Annotated in this window: 17 protein-coding genes; 2 read left to right on the plus strand and 15 right to left on the minus strand. The window is 63.6% G+C overall.

Annotated features, from left to right (window positions below; genetic code table 11):
• Window positions 1-74 precede the first annotated feature (74 nt).
• Complete coding sequence (gene tsaD, locus QU481_RS05140) at window positions 75-1,100, plus strand: tRNA (adenosine(37)-N6)-threonylcarbamoyltransferase complex transferase subunit TsaD (RefSeq protein WP_289828894.1); 1,026 nt, start codon at window positions 75-77, stop codon at window positions 1,098-1,100.
• Window positions 1,101-1,169: 69 nt separating this feature from the next.
• Window positions 1,170-3,074 carry an ATP-binding cassette domain-containing protein gene (locus QU481_RS05145; protein ID WP_289828834.1) on the plus strand — a complete coding sequence of 635 codons (1,905 nt, stop codon included), beginning with the start codon at window positions 1,170-1,172 and terminating at the stop codon, window positions 3,072-3,074.
• Between the two features lie 415 nt (window positions 3,075-3,489).
• Here QU481_RS05145 and accD read toward each other — a convergent pair whose 3' ends face one another.
• The 15 genes from accD to leuC all read right to left on the minus strand — a co-directional run bounded on the left by accD (window position 3,490) and on the right by leuC (window position 18,804).
• Complete coding sequence (accD, locus tag QU481_RS05150; RefSeq protein WP_289828835.1) at window positions 3,490-4,359, minus strand: acetyl-CoA carboxylase, carboxyltransferase subunit beta; 870 nt, start codon at window positions 4,357-4,359, stop codon at window positions 3,490-3,492.
• An 83-nt stretch (window positions 4,360-4,442) separates the two neighbouring features.
• Window positions 4,443-5,231: a tryptophan synthase subunit alpha gene (gene trpA, locus QU481_RS05155; RefSeq protein ID WP_289828836.1), complete on the minus strand. Its 789-nt coding sequence runs from the start codon at window positions 5,229-5,231 to the stop codon at window positions 4,443-4,445.
• Between the two features lie 9 nt (window positions 5,232-5,240).
• Window positions 5,241-6,440, minus strand: a complete 1,200-nt coding sequence (gene trpB / locus QU481_RS05160) for a tryptophan synthase subunit beta (protein WP_289828837.1) — start codon at window positions 6,438-6,440, stop codon at window positions 5,241-5,243.
• The gene (locus QU481_RS05165; RefSeq protein ID WP_289828838.1) at window positions 6,427-7,050 is read right to left on the minus strand and encodes a phosphoribosylanthranilate isomerase; all 624 of its coding nucleotides are present in this window, start codon (window positions 7,048-7,050) and stop codon (window positions 6,427-6,429) included. The genes trpB and QU481_RS05165 overlap by 14 nt, the downstream gene beginning before the upstream one ends.
• 28 nt (window positions 7,051-7,078) lie before the next feature.
• Complete coding sequence (gene truA / locus QU481_RS05170) at window positions 7,079-7,867, minus strand: tRNA pseudouridine(38-40) synthase TruA (RefSeq protein ID WP_289828895.1); 789 nt, start codon at window positions 7,865-7,867, stop codon at window positions 7,079-7,081.
• A 468-nt stretch (window positions 7,868-8,335) separates the two neighbouring features.
• The gene (locus tag QU481_RS05175) at window positions 8,336-10,417 is read right to left on the minus strand and encodes a type IV pilus assembly protein FimV (RefSeq protein WP_289828839.1); all 2,082 of its coding nucleotides are present in this window, start codon (window positions 10,415-10,417) and stop codon (window positions 8,336-8,338) included.
• A 166-nt stretch (window positions 10,418-10,583) separates the two neighbouring features.
• On the minus strand, window positions 10,584-11,600 hold the full coding sequence (locus QU481_RS05180; protein ID WP_289828840.1) for an aspartate-semialdehyde dehydrogenase: 1,017 nt from the start codon (window positions 11,598-11,600) through the stop codon (window positions 10,584-10,586).
• A gap of 72 nt (window positions 11,601-11,672) precedes the next feature.
• Window positions 11,673-12,599: a 2-hydroxyacid dehydrogenase gene (locus tag QU481_RS05185; RefSeq protein ID WP_289828841.1), complete on the minus strand. Its 927-nt coding sequence runs from the start codon at window positions 12,597-12,599 to the stop codon at window positions 11,673-11,675.
• Window positions 12,600-12,670: 71 nt separating this feature from the next.
• Window positions 12,671-13,783, minus strand: coding sequence for an aspartate-semialdehyde dehydrogenase (gene asd / locus QU481_RS05190; protein WP_289828842.1), 1,113 nt, complete (start codon window positions 13,781-13,783; stop codon window positions 12,671-12,673).
• A 146-nt stretch (window positions 13,784-13,929) separates the two neighbouring features.
• A complete protein-coding gene (locus QU481_RS05195) occupies window positions 13,930-15,024 on the minus strand; it encodes a GNAT family N-acetyltransferase (RefSeq protein ID WP_289828843.1) in 1,095 nt (364 codons plus the stop codon).
• A 10-nt stretch (window positions 15,025-15,034) separates the two neighbouring features.
• On the minus strand, window positions 15,035-16,099 hold the full coding sequence (gene leuB / locus QU481_RS05200) for a 3-isopropylmalate dehydrogenase (RefSeq protein ID WP_435381894.1): 1,065 nt from the start codon (window positions 16,097-16,099) through the stop codon (window positions 15,035-15,037).
• On the minus strand, window positions 16,096-16,398 hold the full coding sequence (locus tag QU481_RS05205; RefSeq protein ID WP_289828844.1) for a hypothetical protein: 303 nt from the start codon (window positions 16,396-16,398) through the stop codon (window positions 16,096-16,098). Before QU481_RS05205 ends, leuB begins: the two co-directional genes overlap by 4 nt.
• Before the next feature lie 55 nt (window positions 16,399-16,453).
• The gene (leuD, locus tag QU481_RS05210) at window positions 16,454-17,092 is read right to left on the minus strand and encodes a 3-isopropylmalate dehydratase small subunit (protein WP_289828845.1); all 639 of its coding nucleotides are present in this window, start codon (window positions 17,090-17,092) and stop codon (window positions 16,454-16,456) included.
• 34 nt (window positions 17,093-17,126) lie between these two features.
• Window positions 17,127-17,414, minus strand: a complete 288-nt coding sequence (locus tag QU481_RS05215; RefSeq protein WP_289828846.1) for an entericidin — start codon at window positions 17,412-17,414, stop codon at window positions 17,127-17,129.
• Window positions 17,398-18,804: a 3-isopropylmalate dehydratase large subunit gene (gene leuC, locus QU481_RS05220; RefSeq protein WP_289828847.1), complete on the minus strand. Its 1,407-nt coding sequence runs from the start codon at window positions 18,802-18,804 to the stop codon at window positions 17,398-17,400. The genes QU481_RS05215 and leuC overlap by 17 nt, the downstream gene beginning before the upstream one ends.
• Window positions 18,805-18,847: the final 43 nt, after the last annotated feature.

Genomic DNA, 18,847 nt, shown 5'->3' on the forward strand with positions numbered 1-18,847 from the left:
AGGGTAGCACTCCAGTTTGGGAGAACCAACATTCACCGGTAAAATGGCTATCTTGACTTGCTTTGATGACCGCCATGTTGGTATTGGGTATTGAATCTTCTTGCGATGAAACCGGCGTTGCTCTGTACGACACCGACGCCGGCCTCGTCGCCCACCACCTGCACACGCAAATGGCGATGCATGCCGAGTACGGCGGCGTGGTGCCAGAGCTGGCGAGCCGCGACCACATTCGCCGCGTCGTACCGCTGACCGAGGCCTGCCTTGCCGAGGCCGGCAAGAGCTTGACCGACCTCGACGCGATCGCCTATACCGAGGGCCCGGGGTTGGGCGGCGCGCTGCTGGTCGGGGCCAGCTACGCCAACGCGCTGGCGTTCGGCCTGGGCATCCCAGTGATCAGCGTGCACCACCTGGAGGGACACCTGCTGTCGCCCCTACTAGCCGAACCGCATCCTGCCTTCCCCTTCGTCGCGCTGCTGGTTTCAGGCGGCCACACCCAGCTGATGGCTGTACGCGGCGTCGGCGACTACGAGGTGCTCGGCGAAACACTGGACGATGCCGCTGGCGAAGCCTTCGACAAGACCGCCAAACTGCTCGGACTGCCCTACCCGGGCGGCCCGCTACTGTCCAAGCTGGCAGAACAGGGCGACCCGAACCGCTTCACCCTGCCGCGCCCAATGCTGAAGTCCGATAATCTTGAGATGAGCTTCTCGGGCCTGAAAACCGCAGTACTGACCTTGGTCAAGCAGGTGCAGGCCGAGTCCGGCGAACTTGACGACGCCACCCGCAACGACATCTGCCGCGCCTTCCAGGAGGCGATCGTTGACGTACTGGTCCAGAAATCGCTAAAGGCGCTGAAGCTCACCGGCATGAAGCAACTGGTGGTGGCCGGCGGCGTCGGCGCCAACAAGCAGTTGCGTGCCGCACTCGATGCAGCTGCAGCCAAGCGCGGCTTTGCGGTGTTCTATCCGCCGCTGGCACTGTGCACCGACAATGGCGCGATGATCGCCTATGCGGGTGCCCAGCGGCTGAAGTTTGCCCGCGAGGCTGGCGGCTTCGGCGTGAAGCCGCGCTGGGACCTCGCCAGCTTGCCGAAGGCCTGACCTTTCCGATTACCCGTCGCGCGCCGTTCGACCTACCTTGGCGACGCGCGGCCGACCTGCGATAAACCAATGATCCAGCTTAAGAACCTGAGCCTGCGCCGCGGCGTCAAGGAACTGTTCAACAACGTCACCCTTACCATCAACCCGGGCAACCGTGTTGGCGTGGTCGGCGGCAATGGGGCCGGCAAGTCCAGCCTGTTCGCGCTGCTGCGCGGCGAACTGGTGCCGGACGGCGGCGACGCACTGCTGCCGCCGAACTGGACGATGGCACATGTGGCACAGGAAACCCCGGCACTCGAGGTAAGCGCACTCGACTATGTCCTCGACGGCGATGCCGAACTGCGCAGCCTGCAGGCAGCGCTCGCCGAGGCCGAGACGCGCAACGACGGCGAGGCGATCGGCCACCTGCATGCCGAACTCGCCCATGTCGATGCCTACACTGCCGAGGCACGGGCCTCGAAGCTGCTCGCTGGCCTCGGCTTCGCCCCGGAGGCGATGAGCCGACCGGTGTCGAGCTTCTCCGGCGGCTGGCGGATGCGACTGAACCTGGCGCAAGCGCTGATGTGCCGCTCCGACCTGCTGCTGCTCGACGAGCCGACCAACCACCTGGACCTGGAAACGGTACTGTGGCTGGAAGAATGGCTGAAGGGCTACCCGGGCACGTTGCTGGTGATCTCGCACGACCGCGACTTCCTCGATGCGGTGTGTACGCACATCGCCGAGGTCGCCAACCAGAGCATCACCCTCTACACCGGCAATTACAGCGCCTACGAGGAAGCACGCGCCGCCCGCTTGGCTTTGCAGCAGGCAGCCTATGAGAAACAACAGCGCCAGATTGCCCACCTCGAGTCGTTCATCACCCGCTTCAAGGCCAAGGCCACCAAGGCCCGCCAGGCACAAAGCCGGGTCAAGGCACTGGAACGTCTGGAGCGTATCAGCGCAGCGCACGTCGATACCCCGTTCGACTTCCACTTCGACACCCCAGCCAACTTGCCCAACCCGTTGCTGAACCTCGACGGCATCGCGATCGGCTACGGCGATAAGCCCATTCTGTCGCGCATCTCGCTGTCGGTCGAAGGCGGTAGCCGTATCGGCCTCCTGGGCGTCAACGGCGCGGGCAAGTCGACACTGGTGAAACTGCTCGCCGACGAGTTGGCACCGATGACCGGCAAACTGACCAAGGCGCAAACGCTGAAGATCGGCTACTTCGCCCAGCACCAGCTCGAAACGCTGCGCGAGGACGAGTCGCCGCTGTGGCACGTGCAGAAGCTGGCACCCGAGGCGCGCGAGCAGGACCTGCGCACCTTCCTCGGCGGCTTCAACTTCCACGGCGACGCGGCACTGGCACCGGTCGGCCCGATGTCCGGTGGCGAAAAGGCGCGCCTGGCGCTCGCGCTGATCGTTTGGGAAAAGCCCAACCTGCTGCTGCTCGACGAACCGACTAACCACCTCGACTTGGAGATGCGCCATGCGCTGACGATGGCGCTGCAGGACTTCCCCGGCGCGCTGATCGTGGTATCGCACGACCGTGCACTGCTTGAGGCCACCACCGACCGCTTCTGGTTGGTGTCCGGGGGGGCGGTCACGCCGTTCGACGGCGACCTGGAGGACTACCGGCGCTGGCGCCTGGAACAGCTGGTCGAATCGGGCAAGCCGTCCGATGGCGACGCACTCGGCGTCAACCGCAAGGAGCAAAAACGCCAGGAGGCCGAGGCACGCCAGCGACTATCCACCCTGAAGAAGCCGCTGCAGCAGAAACTCGGCAAGCTGGAGAAGGAACTAGAGAAGCTCGGCAAGATCAAGAACGAACTGGAAGCCTTCCTCGCCTCAGAAGAGGCCTACCTGCCGGAGAACAAGGTCAAACTAACCGAGTCGAGCCGCCAACAGGGCGAGATCAGCTCCCAGCTCGCCAGCATCGAGGAGGACTGGCTGGCGATTCAGGAAGAGCTGGAGGCCCTTGAGGCCAGCATCTGAGCCAACGGGCACCGCCCTAGCCGGCGGTGCCGCCCAGTCAGGATAGCGAATAAGAGCCCCCTCACCCGGCCATGCTTATAACATCAAATTGTTTTCGGGCCACTCAGACCACTTCAAAATTATCACTTGTCCACAATTAACTTGGAAAAAGCTGTGAATATCCCTGTTAATAAACCATTTTTCCATTAAAAAACAGCAGCTTGGCTAGATTGTTCAGATTTGCAGCAACCCATGGCTAACACCACTCACAGCCAAGCAGGACAGCCCTGTCAGACCGCTGAGGTGAATGCAATTTTCCCCATAGCAATCAATTGCTTGCACTGACTTCTTGAAAAATAGGCAACCCGTCCAACAGACATAAAAAAACGCCGCCAGCGTTATCGCGAGCGGCGTTTTTCATTACTTGCTACCGGTACTAGGCAATTGCCGGCTCCTTCAGCAACAGCGTCAACAGTGTGGTGATCTTGTCCTTCAACTGACGGCGGTCGACGATCATATCGATCGCCCCCTTCTCAAGCAGAAACTCGGCGCGCTGGAAACCTTCCGGCAGCGTCTCGCGCACGGTCTGCTCGATCACGCGCGGACCGGCGAAGCCGATCAGCGCACCCGGCTCGCCGATCACGACGTCACCGAGGAAGGCAAACGAAGCGGACACCCCCCCCATGGTCGGGTCGGTCAGCAGCGAAATGAACGGCAGCTTGGCGTCGGTCAGCAGCTGCAGCGCGGCACTGGTCTTGGCCATCTGCATCAGCGAATTCAGGCCTTCCTGCATCCGCGCACCACCCGAAGCGGCCACGCAGATGAACGGCGCCTTCGCCTCGATCGCGGCTTGGACACCGCGCACAAAGCGCTCGCCCACCACCGAACCCATCGAACCACCGATAAACTTGAATTCGAAGGCGGCCACCACAACCGGCACGCCGTTCATGCTGCCCTGCATCACCACCAGCGCGTCATCCTCGCCGGTTTCGTTGTGGGCGGCGGACAGGCGGTCCGGGTATTTCTTGCTGTCCTTAAACTTCAGGATATCGACCGGCTTGACCTCAGCACCGATCTCACGCCGACCTTCGGCGTCGAGCAGCATGTCAAGCCGTGCTCGTGCGCGCACCGGGTGATGGTGGTTGCACTTCGGGCAGACCTGCAGATTAGCCTCCAGGTCGGTGTAATACAGCACGGCCTCGCACGCCGAGCATTTACTCCACAACCCTTCGGGCACCGCCGAGGGCATGGTGGCGCGGCTGTCGCGCTTAATTTTCGGCGGCAGGAGCTTGTTCAACCAGCTCATGCGGACTCCTTGAAAGCGGTTCGATCCGAATTGATCGAACGCATGTTGCGACAGGGGCCCGAAACTCGAGCCCCATGTGTCTGTTAACGGATCGCGGACTTCAGCTCCGCGACCAGACGGGTTAACCGCTCTCTGGCGGTTTCGGGTGTCGCCGCCTCGATTTCCTGCACCAAGCGGCTCCCGACAACGACAGCATCGGCGACACCGGCAATGGCGCGCGCCGTCTCGGCGTCGCGAATACCAAAGCCGACACCGATCGGCAACGCGATGTGTTCGCGCAAGCGCGCAATTTTACGCCCAACGTCGGCAATATCCAAATTCGCCGCACCGGTGACGCCCTTGAGCGACACATAGTAGACGTAACCGCGAGCGTGGCGAGCGATCTCGACGATACGCGCCTCGGGGGTGGTCGGTGCCAGCAGGAAGATCGGATCAATGCCCTGCGCTTCGAGCTCGGTGGCCAGTTCTTCCGATTCTTCCGGCGGGCAGTCGACCGACAACACGCCATCTACGCCAGCCGCGTGCGCTGCCCTGGCAAATTCGGTATAGCCCATCGCCACCACCGGGTTGAGGTAACCCATCAGCACGACCGGGGTGTCGGTATTGGTCTTGCGAAACTCCGCGACCATCTTCAATACATCGCGCAGGCTGACATTGTGGGCCAGCGCGCGCTCTGCCGCGCGCTGGATCACCGGGCCATCTGCCATCGGGTCGGAGAACGGCACGCCCAGCTCGATGATATCGGCGCCGGCGTCGACCAGACCGTGCATCAGCTCAACGGTCAGGTCCGGATGCGGGTCACCGGCGGTGATGTACGGGATCAGCGCCTTCTGGCCGGACAGGCGCGCGAAAGTGGCTGCAATGCGGGACATGGCGACTCCTTACAGGGTGATGCCGGACAGCGCGGCGACGGTGTTGATGTCTTTGTCGCCACGGCCAGACAGGTTCACCAGGATCACCTTGTCCTTGTCCATGGTCGGCGCGTGCTTGATCGCCCAGGCAAGCGCGTGGCTCGACTCGAGCGCCGGAATGATGCCTTCGAGGTGGCACAAATCATGGAAAGCATTCATCGCTTCGTCATCGTTGATCGCGTCGTATTCGGCGCGGCCGATGTCCTTCAGATAGCTGTGTTCCGGACCGACACCCGGGTAGTCGAGGCCGGCCGACACCGAATGGGTGCCCGATACCTGGCCGTTCTCGTCCTGCATCAGGTAGCTCTTGAAACCGTGAAGTACGCCCGGCGTCCCGACAGACAGCGGCGCGGCGTGGCGACCGGTCTCGATGCCGTCGCCGCCGGCCTCGACGCCGACGATGCGCACACCCGGAACGTCGATGTACGGATAGAACATGCCGATGGCGTTGGAACCACCACCGACACACGCCACCACCACATCCGGCTGGCGACCGATCATTTCCGGCATCTGCACCTTGGACTCCTCGCCAATTACGGTCTGGAAGTCGCGCACAAGCATCGGGTATGGGTGCGGGCCGGCAGCGGTACCTAAAATGTAGAAGGTATTGTCGACGTTGCTGACCCAGTCGCGCATCGCCTCGTTCAATGCGTCCTTCAGCGTCTTGGTGCCGGACTCGACCGGTACCACGGTGGCGCCTAGCAACTTCATCCGGTAGACGTTGGGTGCCTGACGCTTCACATCTTCCGCCCCCATGTACACCACGCACTCCATACCGTAGCGAGCCGCCACGGTCGCCGAAGCCACGCCGTGCTGGCCGGCACCGGTCTCGGCGATCACACGCTTCTTGCCCATGCGACGAGCGAGCAGTGCCTGACCAATGGTGTTGTTCACCTTGTGCGCGCCGGTGTGGTTGAGATCCTCGCGCTTCAGGTAGATCTGCGCTCCGCCCAGCTTCTCCGACAAGCGCTTGGCATGGTAGATCGGGCTCGGGCGGCCGACATAGTGCTTGAGCTCGTAGTGGTATTCCTGCCAGAAGGCCGGATCGGCTTTCGCACGTGCGTACTCTTCGTTCAGTTCGGCCAATGCTGCCATCAGCGTTTCGGCCACATAGACGCCGCCATATGGGCCGAAATGGCCGTGCGCGTCCGGAAGGTCATACCGATCCATGCTTAACTCCTGCGATGAATGCCGCCATCAGGGCGGCATCTTTGATGCCTTTGGAAGATTCGACGCCGCTCGATACATCGACGGCGGCCGGTCGCACCTCGTGCACCGCCTCCGCCACATTGTCGACCGACAGGCCGCCGGACAACACCAGCGGCAGGGATAATTGTTGCGGCAGCAGGCCCCAGTCGAAGCGGGTGCCAGTGCCACCGTGCATGCCTTCAACGAAAGCATCGGTGAGGATGCCACGCGCGTCCGGGTACTGTCGAGCCGCATCCAGCACGTCGCCAGCGGTCCGCACGCGCACCGCCTTCATATAGGGACGGTGGAAGGAGCGGCAGAACACGGGCTCCTCTTCGCCGTGGAACTGCAAGAGGTCGATAGCGCAGCCGGCCAATACCTCGTCGACCCACTCGCGGGTCGGGTTGACGAACAGTGCCACGACGGTCACGAACGGCGGCAGCGCAGCAACAATGGCTCGCGCCTGCTCGATGCTCACGTTACGCGGGCTTTTCGGATAGAACACCAGGCCGATTGCATCGGCACCGAGCCGTGCCGCTTCGCGCGCGTCCTCGGGGCGGGTCAGCCCGCAGATCTTGATTCGGGTTGTCATAGCTAGACCGAAAAAGAAGGAAATCGGATCAGCGCCACAGCGCCAGGCGCGCGGATTCGGTGCGGCTCGGCACGGCAAAGGCGTCCGGGTAGCCGACACCGGTCAGGTACAGACCGTCCGGCATGAAGGTCGGCGGCGCCTGGGTGCGGTCTCGCGCATCGCGCAGTGCCGCCATGCCCTGAGCGTCAAGCGAGCCCTTGCCGACATAGACCAGCGCGCCGACGATGTTGCGTACCATATGGTGCAGAAAGGCGTCGGCCCTGAGGTCGAAACGGATCAGACCGTCGGCCTCGCTGATGGACAAGGTGTCGAGCTGCTTCACCGGCGACTTGGCCTGGCACTCTGCGGCACGGAAACTGGAGAAGTCATGGCGACCGATCAGCGCTGTCGCCGCTTCACGCATCGCTACCACGTCGAGCGGAGAATGATACCAGCCGACCTTGCCGGCGGTCAGCGCCGGACGCACCGGGTGATTGAGCAGGAAATAGCTGTAAGAGCGGGAAAACGCCGAGAAGCGCGCGTGAAACTCATCCGACACCTCGCGGGCCCACAACACCGATACCTCTGATGGCAAATGCGCATTGACGCCTCGAACCCAGGCGGTCAGCGGACGGCTCGCCTCGGTATCGAAATGCACCACCTGCATCGCGGCGTGCACACCGGCATCGGTACGGCCGGCCGCGATCGTGCCGACCGGCTCTCCGGCAATGGCCGCCAGCGCCTTCTCCAGCACGTCCTGCACAGTGTTGCCGTGCGGCTGCGTCTGCCAGCCCGCCAGCGCCCGGCCGTCGTACTCCAGCCCGAGCGCGATCCTCATCCCCATACCCCAAACACTCCTGCCACCGTCGCGGCCACCATCAACATCAACGCGCTATCGCGTCGCCGCCACGGATAAAACGGTAACTCTACCGTATCCGGCCCTAGCTTGGCCACGTTGTCGGACAACAGGCCGCCTCCAAGCCGTCGGTGAAAACCGCGACGGATGGGCCTGCGAACCTTCGGCATACGGGTATATAAGCGATGCATCAGCCACATCGTGCGGGTCGTCCAGACCAAAGCGACAGCCCATAACCTCCTGGCGCAGCGGCTGCCGTACCCCCAACTGGCACCCCACAGCGCCTCACTGGACAGCATCCCACTGCGAGATCAACAGCAAGCGCAGGCTGTACAGATCCATTTGAAAAGCAGCAGCCTCACTGCACCGTCACGCGCTTTCTCGCAGTACCATAGTCATCAATTGCCCGGCAGTCACTTCGTAGTCAGGCCAAAGCTAGCCAGCGCCCTGTTATGACTTCCGCGGTGGCCTCTTGCCCGGGGTCTTGTTTTCAGCTTCCCATTTTGCGTAGAGCGACTCCAACGCTTTCAGCCCATCCTTATAGGGCTCCAGCGACGGCACCGGCTCCGGCGGGTGCTTACGGCGCTCCTCCAGGCTTTGGCGGAGCGCGGCCCAACTGGGCTTGGCGGACTCGCTTGGCTCGGTGCCGGCTACAGGCTCAGTAAGGCCGGCCGAAGCAACTGGCTTTTCCTTGCTTGGCTTCGCTGACTGGGCTTTCCCCTGTGTGCGCCCTGTTGGCGTGGTCGTATTTGCAGCCGGGCTTACCGACCTTGCGGACTCCACCTGTTTGGTGACGGCCGGCTTGGCGAGCACTGTCTCTGCCTCGTGGAACAACGGGGGCACCGACTGCAAGGAATGCGACAACTCGCCGGCCAATCGCCACAGCACGCTGTCGCTACCGAACAGCGTCTTGGCCACTAACGCTTCCTCAACGAACTCGTGCTCGGCGCCACGATTGACCAATATCTCCAATAGCATCAGACGCAGGTCCTGACGCATCGGCTCGGCGACCAGGCCGGTCCGCAGCGCGAGCAGCGCCCGCGGCACGTCGCCATCGATCAAGCACTGACGGGCCTCATCGAGCGGATCGAGCGGCGGGGCAACAGGTACAGCCAACGGTTGCGGAACGGGCGGCTCAAACGGCACCGGTTCGGGCTCAAACTGGTGGACTGGCTCGGCATCGGCCATCGCGGGCCGGCGACGCCGCCACAGCCACCAGAGCAGGCCGCCGCCGAGCAGCACCCCTGCTCCACCGACCAGCGGCCAGTAGCGATGACCAGCTGTCTCTGCCGGCGCCACCGCGGCGGCCGACTTTGCCACAACTTCGTGCGGCGTACTGGCCATCGCCGGCGCCACGACCGGCTTCGCCACAGGCATAGCGACGGTTGGCGTTGGCGTTGGCGTTGGCGTTGGCGTTGGCGTTGGCGTTGGCGTTGGCGTTGGCGTTGGCGCATTCAGCGTAACGGCCGAATCCGATCCTGTCTTGTCAGCACTCGCAGGCTCACTTGAGCGCAGCTGCCAGTCGGACGGATAGCGCAGCATCGTCCCCGCACGCAACCGGTCTATGTCGCCGCCGATGAAAGCCTGAGGGTTATGTCGGTGCAGCCACCGCACGCGCGCGGCCAGCGTGCTGCCCCCCGGAATGGCGGCCGCGATGGCGGACAGCGTCTCGCCTTCGTGGACCCGATAGCGCTTGAAACGTGACGCCTGGCGCGCAGCCTCGTCCTCGGCCTTGGCAGGGTCGAGGGTCAGTAAATAATCGCGACGAGCGCTGATCGCTCCACTGCGCACCTCAACCATCAGCGGCAACGTCGCCAGCGGCAATGCCTCTGCCGACCGAATTCTTAGCGCAGGTTTTCCGCTCTCGTCACGGGCCAACTCACCACGCAGACCGGCAATAGCCTGGCGCACCTGCTTGTCGGCATGGTGCGCCGTGCCCAGCCGGACTTCCAGCGTCTCCGGGTTGCGGGCGCCTCGCCCATACAGAGCAATCTCGACATCGAGCGGCTCCCCTGGACGTGACAACAGACGCGGCGAACCGAGACCCAGATCGTGCAACCGCGCCAATGGATCATGCGGCGGAGCAGTCTTCTTTGTCGGCTCATCGTGGCCGGGTAGCGGCGACTTGGCCGGCCCCTGCTGCTGCCAGTGGTCGATAGTGAATTCACGCACCAGCCGGCCTGCCGGCCAGCTCACCTCGACCGCAAAGCGCAACCGCTCAGGATCAATACCGGCCGGGCCGCGTACCAGAATACGGTAGCCGGCGCCGCTCGGCAGGCGTTGCAGTGCGAAGCTCAGCCTTTCGGCTGCAGGAGTGTACGGTGACAACAACGGATAGTGATTGCGATCGGCAAGGCCGACGTTAACCGAATCGTGCAAGGGTTCGTCGACGAGCGGAATCTCGGCAGAAAACGATTCATCTCCGCTGGAAATCAGGTGTAGCCCACCAATGCCGGCCGAGGCGGTGAATGGCAGGCCCAGCCCCAACAACAGTGCGGCGATACGATTCAAGGTAAAACAGCGGACAGACATCTAACAGGTACTCCCCCTGGCGGTGCTCAATGGCGTCCCTCAGTATTTCAGGTGGATAGTACCAGCCCTGACAGGAATTGCGGCAAGGCCTGTTGGCCCTGCCCTTAATTCCTTATCGGCACGAAGCCCGCACACTGCAGGCGGTCTCGTAACAACGATCGATGACTTACTGGAAATGGCCGCGCTGGATCAACCACTCGGCCACCATCAGGCACGGCAACGCCGCCCCCGCGCGCACATTGTCGGCAGTCACCCAGAAGCTCAGGCTGTCATTAGCGTTGCGGCGTACCCGGCTGACGCAGACCGTGCTGCTGCCGGCCACTTCCATCGGGGTGGCATAGCCGCCGGCCTCGGCCGGCTCGTCGACCAGCATCAGGCCGGCCTTGAGGAAGCGCTGGCGCGCCGACTCGACGCTCAGCTCACCTTGGGTTGAGATCGTCACTGCCCAGGCGTGACCAAAGAACATCGGCACGCGCACGCAGCTGGCCTCGACCGCCAGTTCCGGCTGGCCGAACAGCTTGCGCAGCTCGTCGACAACCGAACGCTCTTCTTCCGACAGGCCGTCTTCGCCCACCGCGCCGATTTGCGGCAGCAGGTTGAAGGCGATACGTTTGGCGTAGACATTCGTCTCGTACTCGCGCTGGCCGAACAGCGCGGTGGTCTGTGTGGCCAGTTCCTCCAGCGCCGCCTGGCCGGTGCCGGACACCGACTGGTAGGTCGCTACCGTAACGCGCTCGAGGCCCAGCTCGGCGAACGGCGCCAGCGCCCAGGCCAAGGGACTGACCGTGCAATTGGGCACCGAAACCAACCCGCCCTGTTCCAGGCCGTCGAGCGCAGCGGCGTTGGCCGGCGGAAACACCAGCGGCACGTCATCTGCATGACGGAACGCGCTGGAGAAGTCGACGACAGTCGCCCCGGCGCCACGCGCTTGCGGTGCCCACTCGCGTGCTATCTCGCCGCCTGCCACGAAGAAAGCCAGGCCAACGTTGGCAAAGTCGAAATCGTCGAGACTGTGCACCTCAATATCGATGTTGCCAAAACCAACCATATTGCCGGCCTGATCGCCGGCATCGACCGCGAACACGCGAGCCGACGGGAAATTACGTTCGGCCAACAGCTCGAGCAAGGCTTGGCCGACCAGGCCTTGGGCGCCAACTACGGCGATTTGCAGAGTTTGGGACATGTATGTTCCTGTAGACGAAATGCGCAAAGGGCGCCACGGCGCCCTCCACGGAAAATGGCAATCACAGCGCGTTCAGACCGGCGTCACCAAAGGTTGATCGCTTGCGTACGCTGCAAGATTAGCAAATACCAGCTCTTCCATTTGCAGGCGGGTCTCGACCGTGCCGCTGGCGATATGCGGCAGCAGCACCACGTTAGGCAGGGCCAGCAGCGCCTCGGGCACTTGCGGTTCGGCGGCGAACACGTCGAGGCCGGCGCCACCGAGGCGGCCTTCCAGCAGCGCGGACACCAGCGCCGCTTCGTCGACCACTGCGCCGCGCGCCACATTGACGAGCACGCCCTGCGGGCCGAGGGCGGCCAGCACTTCGGTCGACACCAGATGATGCGTCGCCGCGCCGCCCGGGCAGCTCAGCACCAGGAAATCGGCCCAGTCGGCCAGCGCCGTCAGCGACGGCTCGAAACGGTAATCTACCTCGGCCGCCTTGCGGTTGTGGTAAGCGATCTGCATGTCGAAGCCGGCGGCACGCCGCGCGATCGCCTGGCCGATCCGCCCCAGCCCGACGATGCCGAGCCGCTTACCGCTGACCCGGTGACCAAGCGGGAAGCCGCCCTGCGCCCACTGCCCGGCCCGCACGAAACGGTCGGCCTCGCTGACGCGCCGCGCCACGTCGATGATGAGGCCAAAGGCCAGGTCGGCAACGCAGTCGGTCAGCACGTCGGGCGTGTTGCTGACCATCACGCCGCGCTCACGTGCCGCCGCGACATCGATTGCGTCGTACCCGACGCCGAAGCTGCAGACCGCTCGCAGCGCCGGCAACAGTTCAAGCTGCGCGGCGCTCAAGCCAAAGCGCGACGAGGTCACCACCGCATCGAAGTGCCCGCCCTCGGCTGCAAGAAACGCCGCCGGGTCGGTCTGTGACCACAGCGCGGTTACAGGATAAGCGTCGGCCAGCCGCTGGTTGAATGCCGCACTCAGCGGACCGATCTGCAGAATCTGCATGGAAACTCCTAAACGACAACGGGCGGCCGTTTGGCCGCCCGTTTCACGGGATAGACGCTAGTTTACCCGACTTAACGCTCGATCAGGATACGCAGCATCCGACGCAGCGGTTCGGCTGCGCCCCACAAGAGTTGGTCGCCCACGGTGAACGCCGACAGGTAGTCGCCACCCATCGCCAGCTTGCGCAGACGGCCGACCGGGGTCACCAGGGTGCCAGTGACGGCGGCCGGGCTCAGGTCGCGCATCGACGCCTCGCGAGTGTTCGGCACCACTTTGGCCCACGGATTTGCGGCGGCGAGCATGGCCTCGATCTCGTCGAGCGGCACATCCTTCTTCAGCTTGATGGTCAGCGCCTGGCTGTGGCAACGCATCGCGCCGACGCGCACGCACAGGCCATCGATCGGCACCGGGCTGTTCGAGCGGCCCAGGATCTTGTTGGTTTCGACGCCGCCCTTCCATTCTTCCTTGGACTGGCCGTTACCCAGATCCTTGTCGATCCACGGAATCAGGCTGCCGGCCAGCGGCACGCCGAAGTTCTGGCTCGGGAACTCGTCCGAGCGCAGGAAATCGGCCACCTTACGGTCGATGTCGAGGATGGCCGACGCCGGGTCGGCCAGCTTGTCGGCCACTTGGGCGTGGATCGCGCCCATGCCGCTGATCAGCTCGCGCATGTTCTGCGCACCGGCGCCCGAGGCGGCCTGGTAGGTCATCGAGGTAGCCCACTCGACCAGGTCGTTCTGGAACAGGCCACCCAGCGCCATCAGCATCAGGCTGACGGTACAGTTGCCGCCGACGTAGTTCTTCACACCCTTGGAGAGGCCATCCTTGATCACGTTCAGGTTGACCGGATCGAGGATGATGATCGCGTCGTCGTCCATGCGCAGCGTGGACGCGGCGTCGATCCAGTAGCCCTGCCAGCCGGCAGCGCGCAGTTTCGGGAACACTTCGCTCGTGTAGTCGCCCCCCTGGCAGGTGACGATCACGTCCATCGACTTCAGCTCGTCGATGTTCTTGGCGTCCTTCAGCGGCGGCACGTCACGGCCGATCACCGGGCCCTTGCCGCCGACGTTCGAGGTGGTGAAGAACACCGGCTCGGACAGATGGGCGAAATCGTTCTCTTCCAGCATGCGCTGCATCAGCACCGAACCCACCATGCCGCGCCAGCCTACGAAACCTACTCTCACGATACTTCTCCTGATGAATACAGCTATTGATTTAGAGCCGCTAACAAAACCCTCCCGGCGTTGTTGCACTGCCTTGCCGTACTACTTGTACTGTCTACGGCAGCGCGCCTAGCCAGGACCGCTACGCCGGATTTTGTTAGCGGCTCTTATTTGTGGTCTTGATCTAATTCTCGGGAAAACCGTGGCGATAGTCGAGCCATCGCGTGCACGTCTTTCCATTGTCCATTGCGGAAGGCATAGCGCCGATGCGTGCCTTCCATCTCGAACCCCAGCGAGCGATACAGATGGATCGCCGCCGCGTTGTCGGTATATACGGTCAGCATCAGCCGACCGATATTGGCCCAATTATCAGCGTAGTCGACCAGTTCGGCCAACAGACGTCGGCCAATGCCGCGCCCCTGCGCCCCCGGCGTCACGGTGATGCCGATATTGCGCACATGCTGACGGGCCTCGCCATGCGAGTCCGGATGCAGCCCGGCGCAGCCGACCACCACCCCGCCCAGCTCGGCCACCAGCATCAAGCGCCCCTCGGCCGGCTGGCTCAAACGCTGCTGCCACAGCGGCAGGTTGGCGTACGGCATCTGCGTGGTGCCGCTGACGGTGCCCAGGTCGTCGAACATCGCGGCCAATGCCGCCGCGTCGGCTAGCGTAGCACGGCGCAGCGTCAGCTCGCCCTGCAGCGGCAACGGCGAGGCCGGCTCGAACGAACTGGCCGGCGCCTTCGGCCATTGCCAGGCCGGGTTAAACCGCGCCATTGTCAGCGAATCGGGCCAGCCGCCGGCGCGGAACGCATCGCCGTGCATGCGCCGCTCCACCTCGAAACCGAAACGGCGGTACAGCGCCAGCGCCGCCTCGTTGGCCGAAAACGCGGTCAACTCCAGCCGACCGACGTTCAGCCAGCGGTCACAGTAGTCGACCAACGCCGCCAGCAAGGCGGCACCGATGCCCTGCCCCTGGTAATCATCCAATAAACCCAGCGCCAAGCTGCGAACATGCCGACGAGCGGGCGATGCCTCCTCGGGCGACAACGACGCATGGCCGACTGCACGACCGTCGACCTCGGCAACCAACACCAGGTCGGTCGCCCCGCTGCGCCCCGGCCAATCGGCCCAGCACGACGGTTCGGGATACGGCATCAGCAGCATGCCGGCGCGCACCGACGGCTGCGCCGCCATCGCCATCAGGTGATGGACATCGTCGGGCCGGGCGCGCCGGATTTTCAGGGTGGAGGGCAATGGCATTCGGCCAACCTTACAGTGCGGCGACCACGGCGTCACCCATGCCCGAGCAGCTGACTTTCTCGCAACCTTCCTCGAAGATGTCGCCAGTGCGGTAGCCTTGCTTGAGCACGGTTTTCACCGCGTTCTCAATGCGAACAGCCGCCTCTTCCTGACCAAAGGTGTAGCGCAGCATCATCGCAGTGGACAGGATGGTCGCCAGCGGGTTGGCCAGGTTCTTGCCAGCGATGTCCGGCGCCGAGCCGTGCGACGGCTCGTACAGGCCCTTGTTGTTGGCGTCGAGCGAGGCCGACGGCAGCATGCCGATCGAGCCAGTCAGCATCGAAGCCTCGTCGGACAGGATGTCGCCGAAGATGTTGCCGGTCACCATCACGTCGAACTGCTTCGGGTTGCGCACCAACTGCATCGCAGCGTTGTCGACGTACATGTGGGAGAGCTCGACGTCCGGGTATTCCTTCGCCACGTCAATGAAGATTTCCTTCCAGAACTCAGTGGTCTCCAGCACGTTGGCCTTGTCGACCGAACACAGCTTCTTCTGGCGCTTCTGGGCAATACCAAAAGCCACATGGGCGATGCGGCGGATCTCGCTCTCGCTGTACAGCATGGTGTTGAAGCCTTCGCGCTCGCCCTTGTCGTTTACACGGATGCCACGCGGTTGGCCAAAGTAGATGTCGCCGGTCAGCTCGCGCACGATCATGATGTCGAGACCCGACACCACTTCCGGCTTCAGCGTCGAGGCATTGGCCAGCTCAGGGTAGAGAATGGCCGGGCGCAGGTTGGCGAACAGGTTCAGGTCCTTGCGAATCGCCAAGAGGCCGCGTTCCGGACGCAGCGGGCGGTCAAGGTTGTCGTACTGCGGGCCGCCGACCGCGCCGAGCAGGACGGCATCCGCTTCGCGCGCCAGCTTCTGCGTCACTTCCGGGTACGGTTGGCCGTAGGCGTCGTAGCCAGCGCCGCCGATCGGCGCTTCTTCCAGCTCGATCTTCAAGCCGTCGGACTTAAGCACGTCGAGCACGCGACGTGCCTGGGCGATGATTTCCGGACCGATGCCGTCACCCGGCAGGACTGCGATTTTCATGATGATTCTCTCTTTGTCTTTGTATTGTGGGACGTGTCGCGCCGGGTCAGCGTTTCCACCAACACCTTCTCGCAACACTTGAACACGACGTAGGCAGCCATCGCCCCGTAACCCGACAGCAGCAATTCAAACAACTGGCGCAGCGCCCCATCCATTGCGGCCTGCCAGCCAACTTCGACCCAAAGGTCGAAATTGAGCTTCAAGAGCAGCGCCAGGTTGACAGTGGCGCTGCCAAACAGCAGAAAGCTTGCACCCATCAGCCAGAAGGTCCAGAAGGGGCGACGGTACAGCCAGGTCATCCATCCCTGCCTCATCGCCCCTCCCAGTCCCGAGCTAGTGACTAGCCACGGCTAGTCAGGCAAACAGCCACGGCTGCGTCGCGCGACGCTTCTCCTCAAACGCCTTGATCTCATCGGCGTGCGCCAGCGTCAGGCCGATCTCGTCCAGGCCGTTGAGCAGGCAGTGCTTGCGGTGCGCGGTGATGTCGAAGCCGAACGACTGACCCGACGGCGTGGTCACCGTCTGCGCGGCCAGATCGATGCTGAGCTGGTAGCCTTCGGTCGCCTCGGTCTCGCGGAACAGCTGGTCGACCACCTCGGCCGGCAGCACAATCGGCAGCAGGCCGTTCTTGTAGCAGTTGTTGAAGAAGATATCGGCGAAGCTCGGTGCGATCACCGCGCGGAAACCCTGGTCTTCCAGCGCCCACGGCGCGTGTTCACGGCTGGAGCCACAACCGAAGTTCTCGCGCGCCAGCAGTACCTCCGCACCCTGGAAGCGCGGGAAATTCAGCACGAAGTCCGGATTGATCGGACGCTTGCTGTTGTCCATACCCGGTTCGCCGTGGTCGAGATAACGCCACTCGTCGAACAGGTTCGGGCCGAAGCCGGAACGCTTGATCGACTTGAGAAACTGCTTCGGAATGATCGCATCGGTGTCGACATTGGCGCGATCGAGCGGGCACACAAGCCCGTTCAATGTAGTAAATGCTTTCATGGTTCCTATAGGGCGAAGCCCTCTCCCCAATACGTTAGTTGCCTTGCGCTACCGTGCCGTTGACCACCGGGGCCGGCGGGCTCGGGCGCATCGCATCGTCTATTTTGTTGCCCACGCGCTTGGCGGTATCCGATACCGCTTCGCCGCCGCGCTGCACGGCGCGGCCGACCGCCTCACCACTGCGATGCAGCGCCTGGCCGACGGCCTCACCACCCTGGTTGATGTCCTGGCTCAGGCCCTGCATGGTGTTGCAGGCGCTCAAGAGCAGGACACCGGCCAGCGGCAGCAGGCGACGCAATACGCGCTTAGAAATGGCGAACATCGACGAAATGACCGGCAATCGCCGCCGCTGCGGCCATCGCTGGGCTAACCAGGTGGGTGCGACCACCCTGGCCCTGACGGCCCTCGAAGTTACGGTTGGAGGTGGACGCGCAACGCTCGCCCGGCAGCAAGCGGTCGGCGTTCATCGCCAGGCACATCGAGCAGCCCGGCTCGCGCCATTCGAAACCGGCGGCGACGAAGATCTTGTCGAGGCCTTCGCGCTCGGCTTCTGCCTTGACGAGGCCCGAGCCCGGCACTACCAGCACTTGCTTGACGCTGGCGGCCTTCTGACGGCCACGCACCACGGCGGCGGCTTCGCGCAGGTCTTCGATACGGGAGTTGGTACAGGAACCGATGAAGACGATATCGACCGGAATCTGCTCGATCGGGGTGTTGGCTTCCAGGCCCATATAGGCGAGCGCGCGCTTCATACCCTCGCGCTTGACCGGGTCGGCCTGCGCTTCCGGGTCCGGCACGCGATCGGAGACGCTGACGACCATTTCCGGCGAGGTGCCCCAGGTCACTTGCGGGGTGATCGCCGCGCCGTCGAGTTCGACCACCTTGTCGAACGCTGCACCGTCGTCGGAATGCAGGGTATTCCAGTAGGCCACTGCAGCGTCCCACTGCTCGGCCTTCGGCGCGAACGGGCGACCCTTCACGTAGTCGATGGTCTTGTCGTCGACCGCGACCATGCCGGAGCGGGCACCGGCCTCGATCGCCATATTGCACAGCGTCATCCGGCCTTCCATCGACAGGCCGCGGATCACTTCGCCACCGAACTCGATCGCGTAGCCGGTGCCGCCGGCGGTGCCGATCTCACCGATGATCGCGAGCGCGACGTCCTTGGCGGTGATGCCGTCGGCGAGCTTGCCGTCGACGCGTACCAGCATGTTCTTGGACTTCTTGGCCACCAGGCACTGGGTCGCCATCACATGCTCGACCTCGGAGGTGCCGATACCGTGCGCCAGCGCGCCGAACGCACCGTGGGTCGAGGTGTGCGAGTCACCGCACACGACGGTCATGCCCGGCAGCGTGGCGCCCTGCTCCGGTCCCATCACATGCACGATGCCCTGGCCGTGGTCCTTGAACGGGAAGTAGGCCAGCGCACCGAAGGCCTTGATGTTCGCGTCGAGGGTTTCCACCTGCTGGCGCGAGATCGGGTCCTTGATGCCCTCGTCCCAGTGGTCGGTCGGGGTGTTGTGGTCGGCGGTGGACACGATGGAGTCCTTGCGCCACAGCGCGCGATTGGCCAGCTTCAGCCCCTCGAAGGCCTGCGGGCTGGTCACTTCGTGTACCAGATGCCGGTCGATATAGAGGAGGGCTGTGCCGTCTTCCTCTTCGCGGACGACGTGGCTCGACCAGAGCTTGTCGTAAAGGGTTTGCGCTGTCATAGGTCTCTTCGTCTTATCGATGGATTGCAAACATCTTTCGAAA

It is taken from the genome of Crenobacter oryzisoli (genome assembly GCF_030385785.1).
Taxonomy (GTDB): Bacteria; Pseudomonadota; Gammaproteobacteria; order Burkholderiales; family Chromobacteriaceae; genus Crenobacter_A; species Crenobacter_A oryzisoli.

Bases quoted from the DNA above. Each gene is read 5' to 3' on its own strand.
- tsaD (WP_289828894.1), top strand. From the start codon at position 75: ATGTTGGTATTGGGTATTGAATCTTCTTGCGATGAAACCGGCGTTGCT.
- QU481_RS05145 (WP_289828834.1), top strand. From the start codon at position 1,170: ATGATCCAGCTTAAGAACCTGAGCCTGCGCCGCGGCGTCAAGGAACTG.
- accD (WP_289828835.1), bottom strand. From the start codon at position 4,359: ATGAGCTGGTTGAACAAGCTCCTGCCGCCGAAAATTAAGCGCGACAGC.
- trpA (WP_289828836.1), bottom strand. From the start codon at position 5,231: ATGTCCCGCATTGCAGCCACTTTCGCGCGCCTGTCCGGCCAGAAGGCG.
- trpB (WP_289828837.1), bottom strand. From the start codon at position 6,440: ATGGATCGGTATGACCTTCCGGACGCGCACGGCCATTTCGGCCCATAT.
- QU481_RS05165 (WP_289828838.1), bottom strand. From the start codon at position 7,050: ATGACAACCCGAATCAAGATCTGCGGGCTGACCCGCCCCGAGGACGCG.
- truA (WP_289828895.1), bottom strand. From the start codon at position 7,867: ATGAGGATCGCGCTCGGGCTGGAGTACGACGGCCGGGCGCTGGCGGGC.
- QU481_RS05175 (WP_289828839.1), bottom strand. From the start codon at position 10,417: ATGTCTGTCCGCTGTTTTACCTTGAATCGTATCGCCGCACTGTTGTTG.
- QU481_RS05180 (WP_289828840.1), bottom strand. From the start codon at position 11,600: ATGTCCCAAACTCTGCAAATCGCCGTAGTTGGCGCCCAAGGCCTGGTC.
- QU481_RS05185 (WP_289828841.1), bottom strand. From the start codon at position 12,599: ATGCAGATTCTGCAGATCGGTCCGCTGAGTGCGGCATTCAACCAGCGG.
- QU481_RS05195 (WP_289828843.1), bottom strand. From the start codon at position 15,024: ATGCCATTGCCCTCCACCCTGAAAATCCGGCGCGCCCGGCCCGACGAT.
- leuB (WP_435381894.1), bottom strand. From the start codon at position 16,099: ATGAAAATCGCAGTCCTGCCGGGTGACGGCATCGGTCCGGAAATCATC.
- QU481_RS05205 (WP_289828844.1), bottom strand. From the start codon at position 16,398: ATGACCTGGCTGTACCGTCGCCCCTTCTGGACCTTCTGGCTGATGGGT.
- leuD (WP_289828845.1), bottom strand. From the start codon at position 17,092: ATGAAAGCATTTACTACATTGAACGGGCTTGTGTGCCCGCTCGATCGC.
- QU481_RS05215 (WP_289828846.1), bottom strand. From the start codon at position 17,414: ATGTTCGCCATTTCTAAGCGCGTATTGCGTCGCCTGCTGCCGCTGGCC.
- leuC (WP_289828847.1), bottom strand. From the start codon at position 18,804: ATGACAGCGCAAACCCTTTACGACAAGCTCTGGTCGAGCCACGTCGTC.